General features: G+C 37.6%; 15 protein-coding genes and 1 riboswitch. Of the genes, 2 read left to right on the top strand and 13 right to left on the bottom strand.

Annotated features, from left to right (window positions below; translation table 11 throughout):
• Positions 1–20: 20 nt before the first annotated feature.
• The 10 genes from EV282_RS07955 to EV282_RS07905 all read right to left on the bottom strand — a co-directional run bounded on the left by EV282_RS07955 (position 21) and on the right by EV282_RS07905 (position 9,615).
• A complete protein-coding gene (locus EV282_RS07955; RefSeq protein WP_130295219.1) occupies positions 21–1,304 on the bottom strand; it encodes a Glu/Leu/Phe/Val family dehydrogenase in 1,284 nt (427 codons plus the stop codon).
• A 243-nt stretch (positions 1,305–1,547) separates the two neighbouring features.
• Entirely contained in the window at positions 1,548–2,465 is a 918-nt protein-coding gene (locus EV282_RS07950; RefSeq protein ID WP_130295217.1) for a D-alanine--D-alanine ligase family protein, read from the bottom strand.
• A 163-nt stretch (positions 2,466–2,628) separates the two neighbouring features.
• The gene (locus tag EV282_RS07945) at positions 2,629–3,219 is read right to left on the bottom strand and encodes a genetic competence negative regulator (RefSeq protein ID WP_130295215.1); all 591 of its coding nucleotides are present in this window, start codon (positions 3,217–3,219) and stop codon (positions 2,629–2,631) included.
• A gap of 101 nt (positions 3,220–3,320) precedes the next feature.
• Positions 3,321–4,232 (bottom strand): MerR family transcriptional regulator, encoded by a 912-nt coding sequence (locus tag EV282_RS07940; protein ID WP_130295213.1) that lies wholly within the window; start codon positions 4,230–4,232, stop codon positions 3,321–3,323.
• 70 nt (positions 4,233–4,302) lie between these two features.
• On the bottom strand, positions 4,303–5,052 hold the full coding sequence (locus tag EV282_RS07935; RefSeq protein ID WP_130295212.1) for a metallophosphoesterase: 750 nt from the start codon (positions 5,050–5,052) through the stop codon (positions 4,303–4,305).
• Between the two features lie 393 nt (positions 5,053–5,445).
• A complete protein-coding gene (locus EV282_RS07925; protein ID WP_165389395.1) occupies positions 5,446–5,898 on the bottom strand; it encodes a DUF2663 family protein in 453 nt (150 codons plus the stop codon).
• Between the two features lie 258 nt (positions 5,899–6,156).
• Positions 6,157–6,453: a hypothetical protein gene (locus EV282_RS07920; protein ID WP_130295206.1), complete on the bottom strand. Its 297-nt coding sequence runs from the start codon at positions 6,451–6,453 to the stop codon at positions 6,157–6,159.
• Positions 6,454–6,458: 5 nt separating this feature from the next.
• On the bottom strand, positions 6,459–7,064 hold the full coding sequence (locus EV282_RS07915; RefSeq protein WP_130295204.1) for a CPBP family intramembrane glutamic endopeptidase: 606 nt from the start codon (positions 7,062–7,064) through the stop codon (positions 6,459–6,461).
• Positions 7,065–7,073: 9 nt separating this feature from the next.
• Positions 7,074–8,567, bottom strand: coding sequence for a RecQ family ATP-dependent DNA helicase (locus EV282_RS07910; RefSeq protein ID WP_130295202.1), 1,494 nt, complete (start codon positions 8,565–8,567; stop codon positions 7,074–7,076).
• The gene (locus EV282_RS07905; RefSeq protein WP_130295200.1) at positions 8,545–9,615 is read right to left on the bottom strand and encodes a helix-turn-helix domain-containing protein; all 1,071 of its coding nucleotides are present in this window, start codon (positions 9,613–9,615) and stop codon (positions 8,545–8,547) included. Before EV282_RS07905 ends, EV282_RS07910 begins: the two co-directional genes overlap by 23 nt.
• 231 nt (positions 9,616–9,846) lie before the next feature.
• Between EV282_RS07905 and EV282_RS07900 the strand changes: the two genes are divergently transcribed.
• A complete protein-coding gene (locus tag EV282_RS07900; protein ID WP_066290559.1) occupies positions 9,847–10,095 on the top strand; it encodes a ferredoxin in 249 nt (82 codons plus the stop codon).
• Positions 10,096–10,288: 193 nt separating this feature from the next.
• Complete coding sequence (serA, locus tag EV282_RS07895; RefSeq protein ID WP_242611842.1) at positions 10,289–11,863, top strand: phosphoglycerate dehydrogenase; 1,575 nt, start codon at positions 10,289–10,291, stop codon at positions 11,861–11,863.
• Positions 11,864–11,907: 44 nt separating this feature from the next.
• Here the strand turns inward: serA and EV282_RS07890 are convergent, their stop codons facing one another.
• From EV282_RS07890 to EV282_RS07880, 3 genes are all read right to left on the bottom strand, one after another.
• Entirely contained in the window at positions 11,908–12,720 is an 813-nt protein-coding gene (locus EV282_RS07890) for a histidinol-phosphatase (protein WP_130295196.1), read from the bottom strand.
• A 277-nt stretch (positions 12,721–12,997) separates the two neighbouring features.
• A complete protein-coding gene (locus tag EV282_RS07885; RefSeq protein ID WP_226535018.1) occupies positions 12,998–13,546 on the bottom strand; it encodes an ECF transporter S component in 549 nt (182 codons plus the stop codon).
• Positions 13,518–13,919, bottom strand: a complete 402-nt coding sequence (locus EV282_RS07880) for a DUF4430 domain-containing protein (protein ID WP_165389394.1) — start codon at positions 13,917–13,919, stop codon at positions 13,518–13,520. The genes EV282_RS07885 and EV282_RS07880 overlap by 29 nt, the downstream gene beginning before the upstream one ends.
• Positions 13,920–14,358: 439 nt before the next feature.
• Positions 14,359–14,542, bottom strand: a riboswitch (cobalamin riboswitch).
• Positions 14,543–14,546 lie beyond the last annotated feature (4 nt).

The following is a 14,546-nucleotide window of genomic DNA, read 5'->3' as shown; positions in this document are numbered from 1 at the left end:
TACATTTCAATTGCAAAATATTAAATCCAGCCTCTGAAACGAGAAGCCTCAGCCATCTTACGAACACCGACCATATAAGCCGCAAGTCTCATGTTTACTTTTCTGTTCATAGCTGTTGTATAAACCGTATCAAACGATTTAACCATCACTTTTTCAAGCTTCTCTTCAACTTCTTCTTCAGTCCAATAATACCCTTGATTGTTCTGAACCCATTCAAAGTAAGAAACGGTTACTCCCCCAGCACTTGCTAATACATCAGGGACAAGCAGTACTCCTCTTTCTGATAAGATTCGAGTTGCCTCAAGAGTTGTAGGTCCATTTGCTGCCTCAACCACAATTGTAGCCTTAATCTGGTTCGCATTTTTCTCTGTAATCTGATTTTCGATCGCAGCAGGTACTAAAATATCGCAATCAAGTTCTAACAGTTCCTGATTGGTTATGGTGTCTTTAAACAATTTTGTAACTGTACCAAAGCTGTCTCTGCGCTCAAGGAGATAATCGATATCAAGTCCTTCAGGATCATGAAGACCGCCATAAGCATCTGAAATCGCGATTACTTTCGCACCAGCATCATGCATGAATTTGGCAAGGAAGCTTCCTGCATTACCAAAACCTTGTACAACGACACGAGCACCTTCAAGCTGAATACCTTTTTTTACAGCAGCTTCACGAATACAGATCGTAACACCTTTTGCAGTGGCTGTTTCACGTCCATGAGATCCACCAAGTACAAGAGGTTTTCCAGTGATGAAACCAGGTGAGTCAAACTCTCTGATCCTGCTGTATTCATCCATCATCCAAGCCATAATCTGCGAATTTGTAAATACATCTGGGGCAGGGATATCTTTTGTAGGTCCTACGAGCTGACTTATAGCTCGTACATATCCGCGGCTTAATCTCTCAAGCTCTCTGAAAGACATGGTGCGCGGATCACAGATGATTCCGCCTTTACCGCCGCCGTATGGCAGATCCACAATTCCTGCTTTTAAACTCATCCAAATTGATAACGCTTTAACTTCTGTTTCTGATACATTCGGATGAAAACGAACGCCGCCCTTTGTTGGACCAACAGCATCATTATGCTGGGCACGATATCCTGTAAAAATTTTAGTGCTTCCATCATCCATTTTAACCGGTATGCGGACAGTAAGCATACGGATCGGCTCTTTAAGTAACTCAAAAACTTCGGAAGAATATCCTAATTTATCGAGCGCATCCGCGATAACGGATTGCGTGGATTGGAGCACATTGTCATTTTCATGATGATTGTCGGATTTTTGGTCTGTAGTATTTTGGGCTGTCATTTGTTTACCTCCCATATTTGTCACCTCTAAAGTTTAGTCAAGCTTCAGTGACAGTATACACCTTTGCAAGACTGTTGAGAAGAAAAATTTAGTGAATTTCACCTAAAAAGAAAACGCTTTCTTAATCACATACTGTTACGAAAATACCTAATATTCTGCCAATATACCTATAGCCATTGTTTGTCCATTTTGTTAGGACTCCGCCCCACCATTATTAAACGATGGGGTAGTGAATTTTATCAATTATTTTTTCAAAGATAACTCAATTAATTTTTCAATCATAGCAGGATAATCCATGCCGATTTCTTTAGCTGCATCGGGGAAAAGACTTGTCGGTGTCATACCAGGAAGTGTGTTCACTTCCAGTATCACTGGCAGTGTACCATCGTGAGGAACGATAAAATCTACACGAGAGTATACTTCACACCCCAGGACTTCATGAGCAGCAACAGCCTGTTTCTGTAAGAGAGCAGTTGTTTCTTCATCTAATCTCGCAGGAACATAGTGTATGCTTCCACCTTCAGCATACTTTGATTCATAATCATAATAAGCATTCTTAGGCTCGATCTCAACAACTGGCAATGCTTGCATCTGCCCGTGTTCACCCATAACAGCAACTGTTACCTCTTTGCCGCTTACAAATTGTTCTACAAGAATGGTATCATCATGCATGAATGCCTCAGCGATCCCTTTAAGTAGCTCTTCCCTGTTATGAGCAATTGTTAAACCGATTGTTGACCCTTCTCTATTCGGCTTAACAACAGCAGGAAAATCAAAAGATAGGTCTGTCTGATCTTCTTTATAAGATTTTTTATATAATACCTTTTCCTTTGCTATTTTGATGCCTGCTTCTTTAAAGAACTGCTTTGATTTTGCTTTATCCATTGCTATCCCTGAAGCTAGAGCCCCAGATCCAACATATGGGATATTCAGCATATCTAAAAGTCCCTGAAGACGCCCATCCTCACCATATTTGCCGTGAAGTCCTAAAAAGACAACATCTGCTTCTATATCAAGCAACTCATGTAATCGTGAAGGATGAAAATCAATTCCAATAACATCATGTCCCTTGCTTTCTAGCGCTGCAATAATTTGTTGACCTGTAGATAGTGATACTTCACGTTCAGCAGATACCCCACCATATAAGACTGCAATTTTCATTAATGGTCACTCCTAGCCCAAAAGTTTATGTATTTATTATATTCCCTGATCTTTTTACTGTTCAGCAAAAAAATATTACTAATCATAACACGATTTTTCGAAAATCAGGAAGGCGAAACACAAATGAGGACGCAGAAATTTTGCGCCCTCCTTCCTGTTTCTGTTATTTAAAGTAATGATGAAGCTCTTTAACTGCTTCAGTCTTCATTAGTTCTTTTCCATATTCGATTACTCTATAGCTTGTAATTGTAGAGGAACTTCCGAATTCTGCGAGAATTGCAATAAATAAATCCAGATCAAGTGGATTAACTTCTTCCTCTTCAAATTTTAAGTAAAAATGATTATTAAAAGAGAACAATCTGCCACCCTTGATTTCTAGTGAATGAAGTCGCTTCGCCAGAAGGATAACATCTTCAAAAGATGAAAACTCATAAAAAATTTCATCATTCTCATCCAATGTAACTTGCATCTCTATATAATCTTCATCATATTCTTCTTCCAGATCATACTCATTGATACCTTTTGTAACAATAACAACCATACCTTGAGCAGGAAGTGAAAATACTTCAACCGCAATAGGACCGTCAGCTTTAAATCCTACCTCATCATCAGCTTCTGTCATCATATCACGGAAAAGCTGATGTACTTTCGGAATGTCTTGCCATATTTCTTCTTTTGAAATACCACGTTCATTCAAATCATCAAAAGTTAGGAAGATCTTTATTTTATTATAGGTTAACCGTTCTACCCGCATCTCTGGTCCCCCTTACGATCGGCGCTATTATGTCTTAGTTACAATATATGAGTTTGTGAAAAGTTGGTGATAAACAAACAAGCCAATAATATCAGCCATCATTATTTATTTTTAAGCTTCTTAGAAATCCAGTCTTCCCATTCTGCTTTTGTGCTGCCGATTAACAGATCGCTGTAAGTGTCCTGAACTTCTGAAGAAAGATGACTTACAGCAGATCCCCCCACACCAAAAAAAGTTTCAGGGAATTTCTCATCAAGATTTTCAGCCCATCTTAATGTTTTTATTGCTGGGTCCACGATTGTACACGATAAAAATACCATCCTCGGTTCCACTTCTTTTATAACAACCTCAAAATCTTTCTCTGGAATTCCGTGACCTAAATAGATTACTTCGAACCCTTTCCGCCTTAAGAACAATGTAAACATCAGAAGACCTAATTCATGTTCCTCGTCTATTCCGCAGCTTGCAATTACCTTTGGTAAATAAGGGTCAGAAGGAAGCCAGTGCATAAGTTGTCCAATTTTTGTTCGTAAAAAGGATGAAGTAAAGTGTTCGTGGGCAACTGTTATTTTTTGATCTTCCCAAAGATGGCCTACCTGTACTAATAATGTACCCAAAATATCAATTATGACTTTTTCCAAATTATACATACTGAAAGCCTGACTCAATAAATCGTTAGCTTTTTTTTCCTGAAACGAAAGCAAAGCATCTAGAATCATTTTAGACATTTCAGCAGCACGATCTGTATTTTCTATTGAAAAGGGTGCAGCTTCTTTATAAAGTTCCCCGTTTTGGGCAACGTCGACTGCTTGGCTAATTGTGAATCCTTGATTAACTTTATTCACTAACCATTTTAATATGTATACTTGTTCATCAGTATATAATCGGTGTCCAGCTTCATTTCGATGAGGCTGAACAATAGAATAGCGTCTTTCCCAGGCTCTTAGAGTACCAGCTTGTATACCAAGCATTTTGGAGACCGCTTTAATGTTGTACTTCCCTTCACAAGACATCTGCACTTCCTCCAAAAAATAAGTTAAGAAGAGTATATCTGAAAAAACATTGCACTGTAAACTTTTTGCCTTAACCAAGGGTGATCAGATGTGCCTCGCTGGGTGCACCCAATCGAAGGGGAAGATGTGTCGCACCAAAGCCATTGCTGACTAAAAGTTTAAAATATCCTTCATCGTACCATCCGCCTCTTTTAGCGATTCCTAATGGTCCAAGCCTGATCTGACCTCCGTGAGTATGTCCGGATAGCACAATACGAATTTGATGTTCCTGCTTGATTTTTTTTGATATGTCTGGATTATGACTGATGAGTATACGGCATGAAGATCTGCAGTTCAATACCGCATCTTCCAATCTGTCTTTTCCAAAAGAAAGATCATTTATCCCTGTAATATCAAGAACATCATAGTTCCTTTTAATTGAAATACTAGTATTATCTAAAATGATTGCGCCATTATTTGTAATAGCATTCATTAATAATGTAACATCTACATCATAATCATTGTTTCCCCATACAAAATAAACAGGTCCAATTTTAGACAGCATTTTAATATTATCTTCCACCCTGGCCATAGGAACTCCTTTTTCTGTTAAGTCCCCTCCGATGATTACAATGTCAGCTTTCCCTGCTTTTTCAAGAAGATTTTTTGTAACGGTTCTTCTATGTATATCTGAGATGAAAAAGATTTTAAAATTCTTGAATGCTCCTGGCAGTTTGTCTATTTTTACTGTATCTAATCTGACACGATTCCTGTGTGCTTCAATATACATATAAAGTATCAGAGATAGTGAAGATGCAGCTAATAAAAAAATGTATACCATTATTGCCTCCTGCAATTGTTTAAATGATCATAACACAGAAAGGTTTTTTGCTCATAAAATGAATGAGTACAGATGTAATTTTTTGAATATTTAAAAAGTATTAGTTGAAAAAATTGTAAATTTAGCGTATTATTATTAATACGAATAACAAAAATTTAGAGAGGAATAACATCATGACATTAACTAAATTAAAGAACAAATCTCTCGTGACTGACCTTGATTTATCATATAGCATGCGACTTGGTTTGCCTATTGAAGTGTATTGCCCAGAATCACACCAAACTATTGCTTTTGGCAGAATTGATCATTTCTGTGAAATGACAGTAATCATACAAGGTCAGTGCCACGAGAGAAATTCTGTATTGTTTTTCGGCTGTCCATGCCAATAGCCTTCTATTTATGAAAGATATTAATGTTGTATTCTTTTTTCATAAATTCAAATACGATATGCCTCTGATCCCATTGTTCCTCATCGCTCCACCATTCTTCATTTCTATCAATAAAATCTGAACGGATCGCTTCGAAATCGTCATCTGCTTTTTTGTATTTTTTCTTCATCCAAATCATATGAAAACTTGAGAATATGATAAAGACAGTACAGATCCAAACCATCTCATCTCCGAAAATGAGGGTTAACGGATTTTCAAAGGGTGCTGCTTCAGGAAGTTTGAAAAAATAAAGATACACAAATGTCGCAATTACAACAAAAATCATTGACGATCCCCATTGATTGATTGCTTTTTTCCATCTGTCTTTTTCTGCCTTCTTTTCTACGAGCTGTGCTAAAACGATGCTTGTCAGCTGATTAACAAAAGGCTTTATCCTCCAGTGATTCAATGCGTTCATACACAAAACCTCCTGTAGAATAATTATGCCTATACAAGCAGATTCATGCTTTCTAATAAAATAAGACTGTCTTCGTAAATATTGTTGCATTTGAACTCTTTAATTTCCGCTCACTCATAACGGAACAAAGCTCACCGCACGCCCAGTGGAAAACGAACAACCTGGGGCAGAATTCAATTACATTCTGGAGCTACAATATAAGCGAAAACAATCTAAAATAAAGACCGTTAGAAATTTTTAAAGTTCCCGACGGTCTTTTCATCGTTCGATTTCAACTTGCTCAACACCCTTTTTATTTTCACTGTGGACTGGCGTGGATACTTTCTGTGACCAATATTTATAAGTCACAGTCAGAACGATCAATAACACAAAAGAAAAAAGCAACAGTCTTGTCAGCCAAAACATAGAAACCTTCCGTTGTTTCTGATGATCTTCTTTCTTTCTTTTGACACTTTTCTTTCCATGCACTTCACTTCTTGATGGAAGTGTACTCATTTGCAAACCGCTTAAATCAGCAGCTTTTGTTCTAAGATTTTCTGCCTGATCTTTCTCCAATTAAGTCACACTCCTTTCTCGGTGTCATTCTTGCCTCTTTTATGTTCTCTGGCAATCCAGCAGCCGGAGATAAAATCAATTAAGAAATGAGCAAAAAACGGAACCCATATTGTTTCCGTCACTTCATATAATAGGCCGAGCCAAAAACTTAATAGGGTAACAATACTGAATAATAATGGCTTCTTAATATACCGGACATGAAGAAGTGAAAAAATAAGACTTGTAATAACTAAACCCAACAACGATTGTAATACTCCACGGAAAAGCCATTCCTCCGCAAATGCAATAATACCTGTCAAAATAAAGATATGAGGATATGATAAGGAACTGAAGATTTTTTCATTAATCCCGCCATCATCCAAATAGTGAGCAGGAAGTCTTTTTTTTAATTGTATAGAAATGAAAGGTAAAAACAATCCTGTTGCTCCTGCTAAAAGAAGGCCAGTACTAGTTACCGGACTTCCTATTTTCCATGGAAAAGGAACATCAAAGATAAAAGCAATAACAATAGCGATTACTAAAAATAGACCTTGCGAGATATAAACGTTTAATAACAGTTCTTTTGGCGTAAAATCATTAATCAAGTTTCTTTTTTCTTGGGAGTTATTCATATTTGTTGTTTACACTTCCTGTCTAAATAAACGTTTAAGTTCATCTTCCCATGCTTGATAAATATGGTCCTCTATATCTTTTTTTCCGTAAAATCGTGTCAGTTCATCTTGACAGCCGCTGCAGCAATGATTCTTAACTGCTATTTCTTCTTCTCCGAAATATTTAAGCAGCATATTTCGTTTACAGCCTTCATCCATTATCCATTTCTCAATCATTCTTAATGATTTTAACTTTTCTCTTTTTCTTTCTTCTATCTTTTTTTTAAGTGCTTTTTTTAACGATTCCCTTTTCACTTCTGGTACGCATTTTTCATCCAACACTCCAGAGGTATTAAGATGATACTCCATAAACCTTTGACCTGTTTCAGAAATACCAGCTAACTGCAAACGGTCAGATAATGTAGTTTCAGAAAGTACGTCGTAATCTGATAAAATGTAATCTATTTGATTATCATCAGGAAGCTCATTTTCAATAAAATGAAATGGAACCTCTAAATCAGCCGGGTGATAAAGAAGAATCGCTGCTGAAGGCTGTAAATCCCTTCCTGCACGCCCTATTTCCTGAACGTAGCCTTCTACGTTTGATGGTGCATTATAATGAATGACATACCTAATATCAGGTTTGTTTATACCCATCCCGAATGCATTTGTACATACGATCAGCTGCAGCTGCGAATTAAGAAATTGCTTTTGTACTAGCAATCTCTCATCCTGCTCCATTCCTCCGTGATAATAGGAAACATCCCGCATACCTCTTTCAAGAAGAACAGTGACAAGTTGTTCAGCACCCCTTCTCGTATTTGTATAAACAATTCCCGGACCTTTCAGTTCAGTTATTAGATCTAATGCTCTGTCTTGCTTCTGCTCTTGATCAGAAAAGGACTCTACAAATAGAGAGATGTTCGGTCGATTCACACTATGTATATGAACTTTCGCGTCTCTCATTTCCAAATACTTCAGAATGTCTTCCTGCACTTTTACTGCAGCTGTTGCCGTTAATGCAAGACAAACTGGATCTCCCAGCTCTTTTTTAATTAATGCTAAATCCAAATAATACGGCCTGAATTCGTGTCCCCATTGAGAGATGCAATGTGCTTCATCAACGACAAAGAGAGACCATTTGACTGATAATAAAGCTGATCGTATATATTTATTTTGCATGATTTCAGGACTTACAAAAACAAACTGGTAATCTTTCAAGTGATCCAAGACTAATCGTTTTTCTGAATGTTCCAAGAAACTATTTAACGCTACCGTTCTCTTAAAGCCCGTTTGTTTAAACTGATCAACTTGGTCCTGCATGAGAGACACTAACGGAGAAACGATTAAAGCTCTTCCTTTCAATAAAACAGCCGCTAACTGATAGATCAGTGTTTTCCCAGTTCCAGTAGGAAGCATACCTAGTACATCATGACCTGAGAGAATATCTTCTACTATTTCTTTTTGTCCCGGTCTGAAATCATCAAAACCATAGTACTGTTTAAGTGCTGCTTCCAACTGCATGTTTTCCACCCTCTTTAGCCAGAACAAGCCGTAATTGTAAATATGTCAGATGAGGAAATGCTTCTTTTATTGGCCTGAGCTTGTTTTTTTTTGTTTTATTATAAAAAAGGATAACTCGTTCTTTATCTTCATCACTTACGTAAGGTTGAATTGAAAATTCAGGAATCTCTCGAGCGATTTCTACGAGGTGATCTTCCATTGTACTCAATTTTAAGTTCCTGATTTTCATAATTTCTTGTAGGTCTTTCTCTTTTTTCAGCAGATGGTACGTCTGCATAGCAGATTTGGTCAAGGCGGGTACAACAATAAAATCTCCTATAAGGGAATTTAATACATGATACATCTCCGGCTGCTCTCTAATGGATTTGAAAATTACATGCAGTACAGAACGGAAGCGAAGCACCGTTTCGACTCTCGATAATCCCCACTCTCTGGCTGACTGTTCAAATGTATGGCCAACACGGTTGTATCCTGATAATTTTTTAACAAAAATCTCAGCACACTCTGAATCGCATTCTTGTAATACTGCATTTAATTCATTGTATAAAAGGGATGCAACATGCTTTCTTTGCTGTTCAGTTCTGGGAAAGAGGATTCTTACTTTTTCAGCTGCTTCACGTTCTCTTATAACTGGAGAAAAATCAAAATTATTATATAGCGAGTTTGAAAGAGATTGAACAAATAATGTAATGATCTGCCAGCATCTTTGTTCGATTGAAGCATATTTTAAACCATTGAGCTTTTCAATGAATGAATAGGTGCCACTAATCTCCTCGAGGAACGTTGCACCTTTTTTAGTTAACACAAAAACGTTATCTTCTTTAAGCTTAATCAGTTCATCTGTATATAGCTCATCTATGATTGAGTTAAAGTCATCTAACGTTAAACCTTTTAGCGATGCATAATAATGGTCGATCTTAAACCATTGACTATCTGACAATGATTGTGATGTTTTCTTTCCGGTTAATATGTAGTAGATACCTGAGCACTTTCTGCTGCCATCTACTTTTTGCAGAATGTCCATCATTATGGCAAAACAAATATCCATACTTTATCACCACACTATTTTACTTGTATCCATTTTATCAGATTATAGGGAATTAAGAGTAAAAGTGTTATATTTTGAAGGAAGCTGGGTATAAAAGATAAGATGAGGATACTAATTTTCTATTGAAATGTAGAGGGATAATTATTACAATATGATTAGAAGACCTTAAATAAAAAATGGTTAAATATGTATGACCGGATTAGTTTTCCAATTCCTTAGGAGGTATTCATTATGCCAAAGTATACGATTGTTGACAAAGAAACTTGTATCGCATGTGGAGCATGCGGAGCTGCAGCACCAGACATTTACGATTATGACGATGAAGGAATTGCATTTGTAACATTAGACGAGAACCAGGGAATCGTTGAAATTCCAGACGTTTTGTTAGAAGATATGCAAGATGCTTTTGAAGGCTGCCCGACTGATTCAATTAAAGTTGCCGACGAGCCTTTTGATGGCGATGCATTAAAATACGAATAGATCCACCTATGTTACAGGCCCTCTTTCAAAGAGGGTTTTTTTATTTATTTTATTAAGGATGATTCTCATTGTCAATTAGATTCTTTTGATTTATGAAACCGCTATCTTAAAAAACATGGTTGTACCCTTATTCAGAATGTGTTAAATTATCAAAATATTAATGCAACTTATAAAGAATCCAAGGGGTGGAAATGTGACTGCAACCATATTAATTTGCGATGGCATTACAAGTGATGGAATTGAACCTTTAGTAAAACTCGAGGGTGTTGAACTCATCTTCGGAAAGGTCGATGATATCCATGATCCTGAATTGATTGAAGGGATAATGGTCAGAAGCGCTACTAAAATTACCGAATCTGTTTTAGAAAAATTTTCAGGATTAAAAATTATTGCACGAGCTGGTGTAGGTGTAGATAACATCGACCTTACTGCAGCTACAAAAAAAGGGGTCCTGGTTGTTAATGCTCCTGAAGGCAACACGATTTCAACTGCTGAACATACATGGGCAATGATGATGTCCTTAGTGCGTAATATCCCGCAAGCCAATCAATCTGTGAAGCTCGGTGAATGGAATCGAAAAAAATATACCGGCCAGGAACTTTACCAAAAAACACTTGGAATTATCGGAATGGGTCGCATCGGTTCTGAACTTGCAAAACGTGCAAAAAGCTTCTCTATGAATGTACTTGTTTTTGATCCTTACTTTTCATTAGATAAACAAAAAGAATTATCGGTTACTTCTGTTGACCTTGATACGCTCATTCAACAAAGTGATATTATTACCGTTCATACCCCGCTAACTAAAGATACTCGGAAATTGTTAAATCACGATAACATTAAAAACACTAAAAAAGGCGCTTATATCCTCAATTGTGCCCGAGGAGGGATCATTGATGAAGAAGCTCTCTTGCACCATCTGAACACCGGCCACCTATCAGGCTGTGCACTGGATGTATTTGAACAAGAGCCTCCAGTTAATCGTTCATTGATTGATCATCCTAATGTTATCGTCACTCCCCATATTGCCGCTTCAACCATACAAGCTCAAAAAAATGTAGCTTATATGGCGAGCGATGAGATTAAGTCGTTTATATTAAACAAACCTTTAAAACATGCTGTAAACTTCCCGTCATTATCTAAAGACACGTATGAAAAACTTATCGCCTATTATGACTTCTCACATGTACTCGGATCATTTACCACACAATTTTTTAAAGAACCAGTCACCGAAATTTCCATCGGTTATGGAGGATCACTCTCTGAAACAGATACGACATCACTGACCAGAAGCTTTCTTTGCGGGTTCCTAAAAACGAGACTCGACAGGCCTGTAAACGATGTTAACAGTATGGTGGCTGCCAACGAACGCGGAATTGTAGTAGGTGAAAAACGAGGTACAGATGATTATGGCTACCCAAACATTATTCATGTTAAAGTTACTGGGCAAAACAGGAATTTCACACTATCCGCTACTTTAGTTAAAGGGTTCGGCGGTCGCATAATTCAACTGAATGGATATACAGTAGATTTTGTCCCACAAGGATCACTGCTATATATTGAACATCGTGATACACCTGGCATTATAGGAAAAGTTGGTGCCTTTCTAGGGGAAAGAAAAATAAACATTGCGACGATGCATGTAGGAAGAAAATCAGCTGGTGGTGAAGCAATGATGGTCTTAACATTTGATACTCAGCTGCCTGAAGAGATTCAAAAAGAACTAGTCAGCATTGACGATCTGCTCGTCTGTAAACCGCTGGACTTGTAAATTACCCATTAAAAAACTTGGCTCTGACGAGCCAAGTTTTTTTACTATCCCAATTCAACTTCCTTCCGTACTCCATCCTTAAAAGTCATAAGAGTTGTATATCCTGTCTTTTTTGCAAGCGCTATGGAAGATTCATAGTTTTCCCCAACTTGGTGAGGCTCATGAGCATCAGAAGATAATACGATAGGTATACCTTTTTTATAACATAGTGAAAGGAGTTCAGGTTCGGGGTATAACCTCCCGACAGGTTTACGCAAACCTGCTGAAGAAATCTCCACACAGGTTTTTGAATTTTTTAATGCATCTGTTACCCTCTCATACTGCTCCATTAAAAATTCCTTATCTTTAGGAACGTGATTAAAAATCTTCACTAAGTCAATATGTCCTACAATATCAAAAAGATTCGATTGTGCCAGGGTTATGATTTGGTCGTAGTAGGCTTTATATGTTTCGTACAGATCCCTTCGATCCCATTCTTTTCTGAATTCAGCAAGATCGATTCCAAAATCGTCAACCCAGTGAACAGAACCGATCACATAATCAAAGGGATATGATGAAAGGAAGGATTCCATCTCCTCATGGCTGCCTGGGGTATAATCCATTTCAATAGACATCCTTACGTCTAGATCTAACTTTTCTGCTTTCTTGAATAGATTTACGTAGTCATCCATCGCATAATAGCGTCTTTCTTCCATCCAAGGTTTCGAAACAATGTTTTTCGTTTCATAAAAATGATAAGCGTGTTCAGATATCCCAAATTCCCCGATTCCTTTTTGTTTTGCAGTCTCCACAAATTTCGTTAAGTAATCAATGGTCAAAGTACCTTTTTCGAGATGAGCATGGTAATCCGTCAGCATTTTGGTCTCCTTTTAAAAACGTTTTACCATATGTACCACGAATATCTCTCTCAATCAAGCATTTTATGCTCCGAGTTTTCCACCGATAAAGAGCACACTGATACAGAGTGTTAAAAATAACACCGCAAAAAAACGATTAAGATAGTCTCTCATTTTGTCCTCCTAAGTTTCAAGAATCAACTTTACTATCCTATTCAATTAATAAAATTTTTGAACTCGATTTTTAAAATTAGAATGCATGGCTGGCAAACTTTTCTCGGCTAAATAAAAAACCGCCTTAATAGGCGGCAGTTTTGTTAAAATTGTTATTAAGCTGCTTCTCCATAATATAAAGGAGCGGTTTGTATAGCACTACAAAGAATACGGCATTTCCAATCGCATGGTTCATATCAAATGGAAGACCTGCCAGATAATATGGCCAGAATTTTTGAGTAATGACTCCCCCCATTATTATCGACATAATGAAGCCGAACAGAAAGCCGCAGAAACTTGCATATAGGCTCATGACCCACCATGGCATTGTGTGACGGTATCTTCCGAGCAGACCGCTTAATACTGCAATAATTCCCCAAGCGATCATCTGTCCGAAAGACCACAGGCCATGACCTAAAAATAGGTTTGTAGTTAAAGTGCTTAATATAGCTAGAATAAGACCTTGAACAGGACCAAGTACAAATGATGCTAATATTAAGATCGTTGTGTTCGGCTGAACGTTTGGAATCATTGCAAATGCGATGCGTCCTACAGTTAAGATTGCTGCAAGCAAGGCAATGATGGTAATTCTCCTGATCGTCAGCTTATTCATACTTGTGGAAGTCGAATTCAACAGTATCACCAGGTTTCAATGTGATTTCTTTTGCACCTTTCATAGCTTCTTCTCCATTAACAGAAAAGAACCATGAAGTTTTATCTTGTTCATTTCCAGCAATCCCTTCGATACTGCTGATAAAAGAATCATCAAACTGAGTTTCAATCTTGAAGTTATCCTTCATGACATCCATTATTGTAGTTTCTTCCGTAATGGCTACTTTCTTTTCTGCAACTTTCTCTTTGCCATTATCTTTTGTAATTTGAACGGTTACTTCTTCTTTTTTGTTTTCTTCTGTTTTTGGCTGATCAGAAGCCTTCTTTGTCTCAGATGTTCCACACCCAGCCATTAACATCATCAATGCTGCAAATACTAAAATCAATTTTTTCATCATACTACCTCTTTCTTTTTGATAATCTTTTTCTTTCAGGCTGTTTTCTAAAAGATTGTTGTCCTTCTCGCTTCATTTGCAAGTTGATTGGAGCGTAAGGTGCGTGCCTACCACCTGAGAAGCTTCTCGCTAGGCATGCGACGAGGAAGCTCACATCGGTAGCATTTACTTGTAGACGCAGGAGCAAGGATACTTCCATGAAGCGGTCAGGTGGAGACTCCTAATGGCGATTTAGCAAGCTCACCTTACCCCTCGTGGAAAGCGAGCATCCTGTAGCGGAAATCAACCACTTCCAATTGCAACAATAATTACGAAAACAGCATTTCACCAAACAAAAAAATCCCCTTCGACTACGAAGGAGATTGATAATTTGGTATACAGGCAGAAAACAGCGGCCTCTTAATGGCACTGCTTTAACACCCCCCTATCCTCGTAGGTCATGTCATGTACAAAACAGGCAGGTCTCCTGGCTCTTGATCATCGTCCCCTAACGCCTTCCCGTTTTCACAGTGGCAGATCAATTAGGTTTCTCACAATTACAGTGGCGGGACCGCAACGGAATCTAACCGTTTTCCCTATTATGCTTGTCCGATTAGGACAGCACCTGTTTAAACACTTATGAAATTT

The organism is Fictibacillus sp. BK138 (genome assembly GCF_004216955.1).
Lineage (GTDB): Bacteria > Bacillota > Bacilli > Bacillales > Fictibacillaceae > Fictibacillus.
The sequence above is the reverse complement of the archived record's forward strand: the minus strand, read 5'-3'. Positions and strand labels throughout refer to the sequence as shown.

Bases quoted from the DNA above. Each gene is read 5' to 3' on its own strand.
- EV282_RS07905 (WP_130295200.1), bottom strand. From the start codon at position 9,615: ATGGATATTTGTTTTGCCATAATGATGGACATTCTGCAAAAAGTAGAT.
- EV282_RS07955 (WP_130295219.1), bottom strand. From the start codon at position 1,304: ATGACAGCCCAAAATACTACAGACCAAAAATCCGACAATCATCATGAA.
- EV282_RS07910 (WP_130295202.1), bottom strand. From the start codon at position 8,567: ATGCAGTTGGAAGCAGCACTTAAACAGTACTATGGTTTTGATGATTTC.
- EV282_RS07940 (WP_130295213.1), bottom strand. From the start codon at position 4,232: ATGTCTTGTGAAGGGAAGTACAACATTAAAGCGGTCTCCAAAATGCTT.
- EV282_RS07935 (WP_130295212.1), bottom strand. From the start codon at position 5,052: ATGGTATACATTTTTTTATTAGCTGCATCTTCACTATCTCTGATACTT.
- EV282_RS07915 (WP_130295204.1), bottom strand. From the start codon at position 7,064: ATGAATAACTCCCAAGAAAAAAGAAACTTGATTAATGATTTTACGCCA.
- EV282_RS07900 (WP_066290559.1), top strand. From the start codon at position 9,847: ATGCCAAAGTATACGATTGTTGACAAAGAAACTTGTATCGCATGTGGA.
- EV282_RS07950 (WP_130295217.1), bottom strand. From the start codon at position 2,465: ATGAAAATTGCAGTCTTATATGGTGGGGTATCTGCTGAACGTGAAGTA.
- EV282_RS07925 (WP_165389395.1), bottom strand. From the start codon at position 5,898: ATGAACGCATTGAATCACTGGAGGATAAAGCCTTTTGTTAATCAGCTG.
- EV282_RS07945 (WP_130295215.1), bottom strand. From the start codon at position 3,219: ATGCGGGTAGAACGGTTAACCTATAATAAAATAAAGATCTTCCTAACT.
- EV282_RS07890 (WP_130295196.1), bottom strand. From the start codon at position 12,720: ATGCTGACGGATTACCATGCTCATCTCGAAAAAGGTACTTTGACCATT.
- EV282_RS07880 (WP_165389394.1), bottom strand. From the start codon at position 13,919: ATGAAAAAATTGATTTTAGTATTTGCAGCATTGATGATGTTAATGGCT.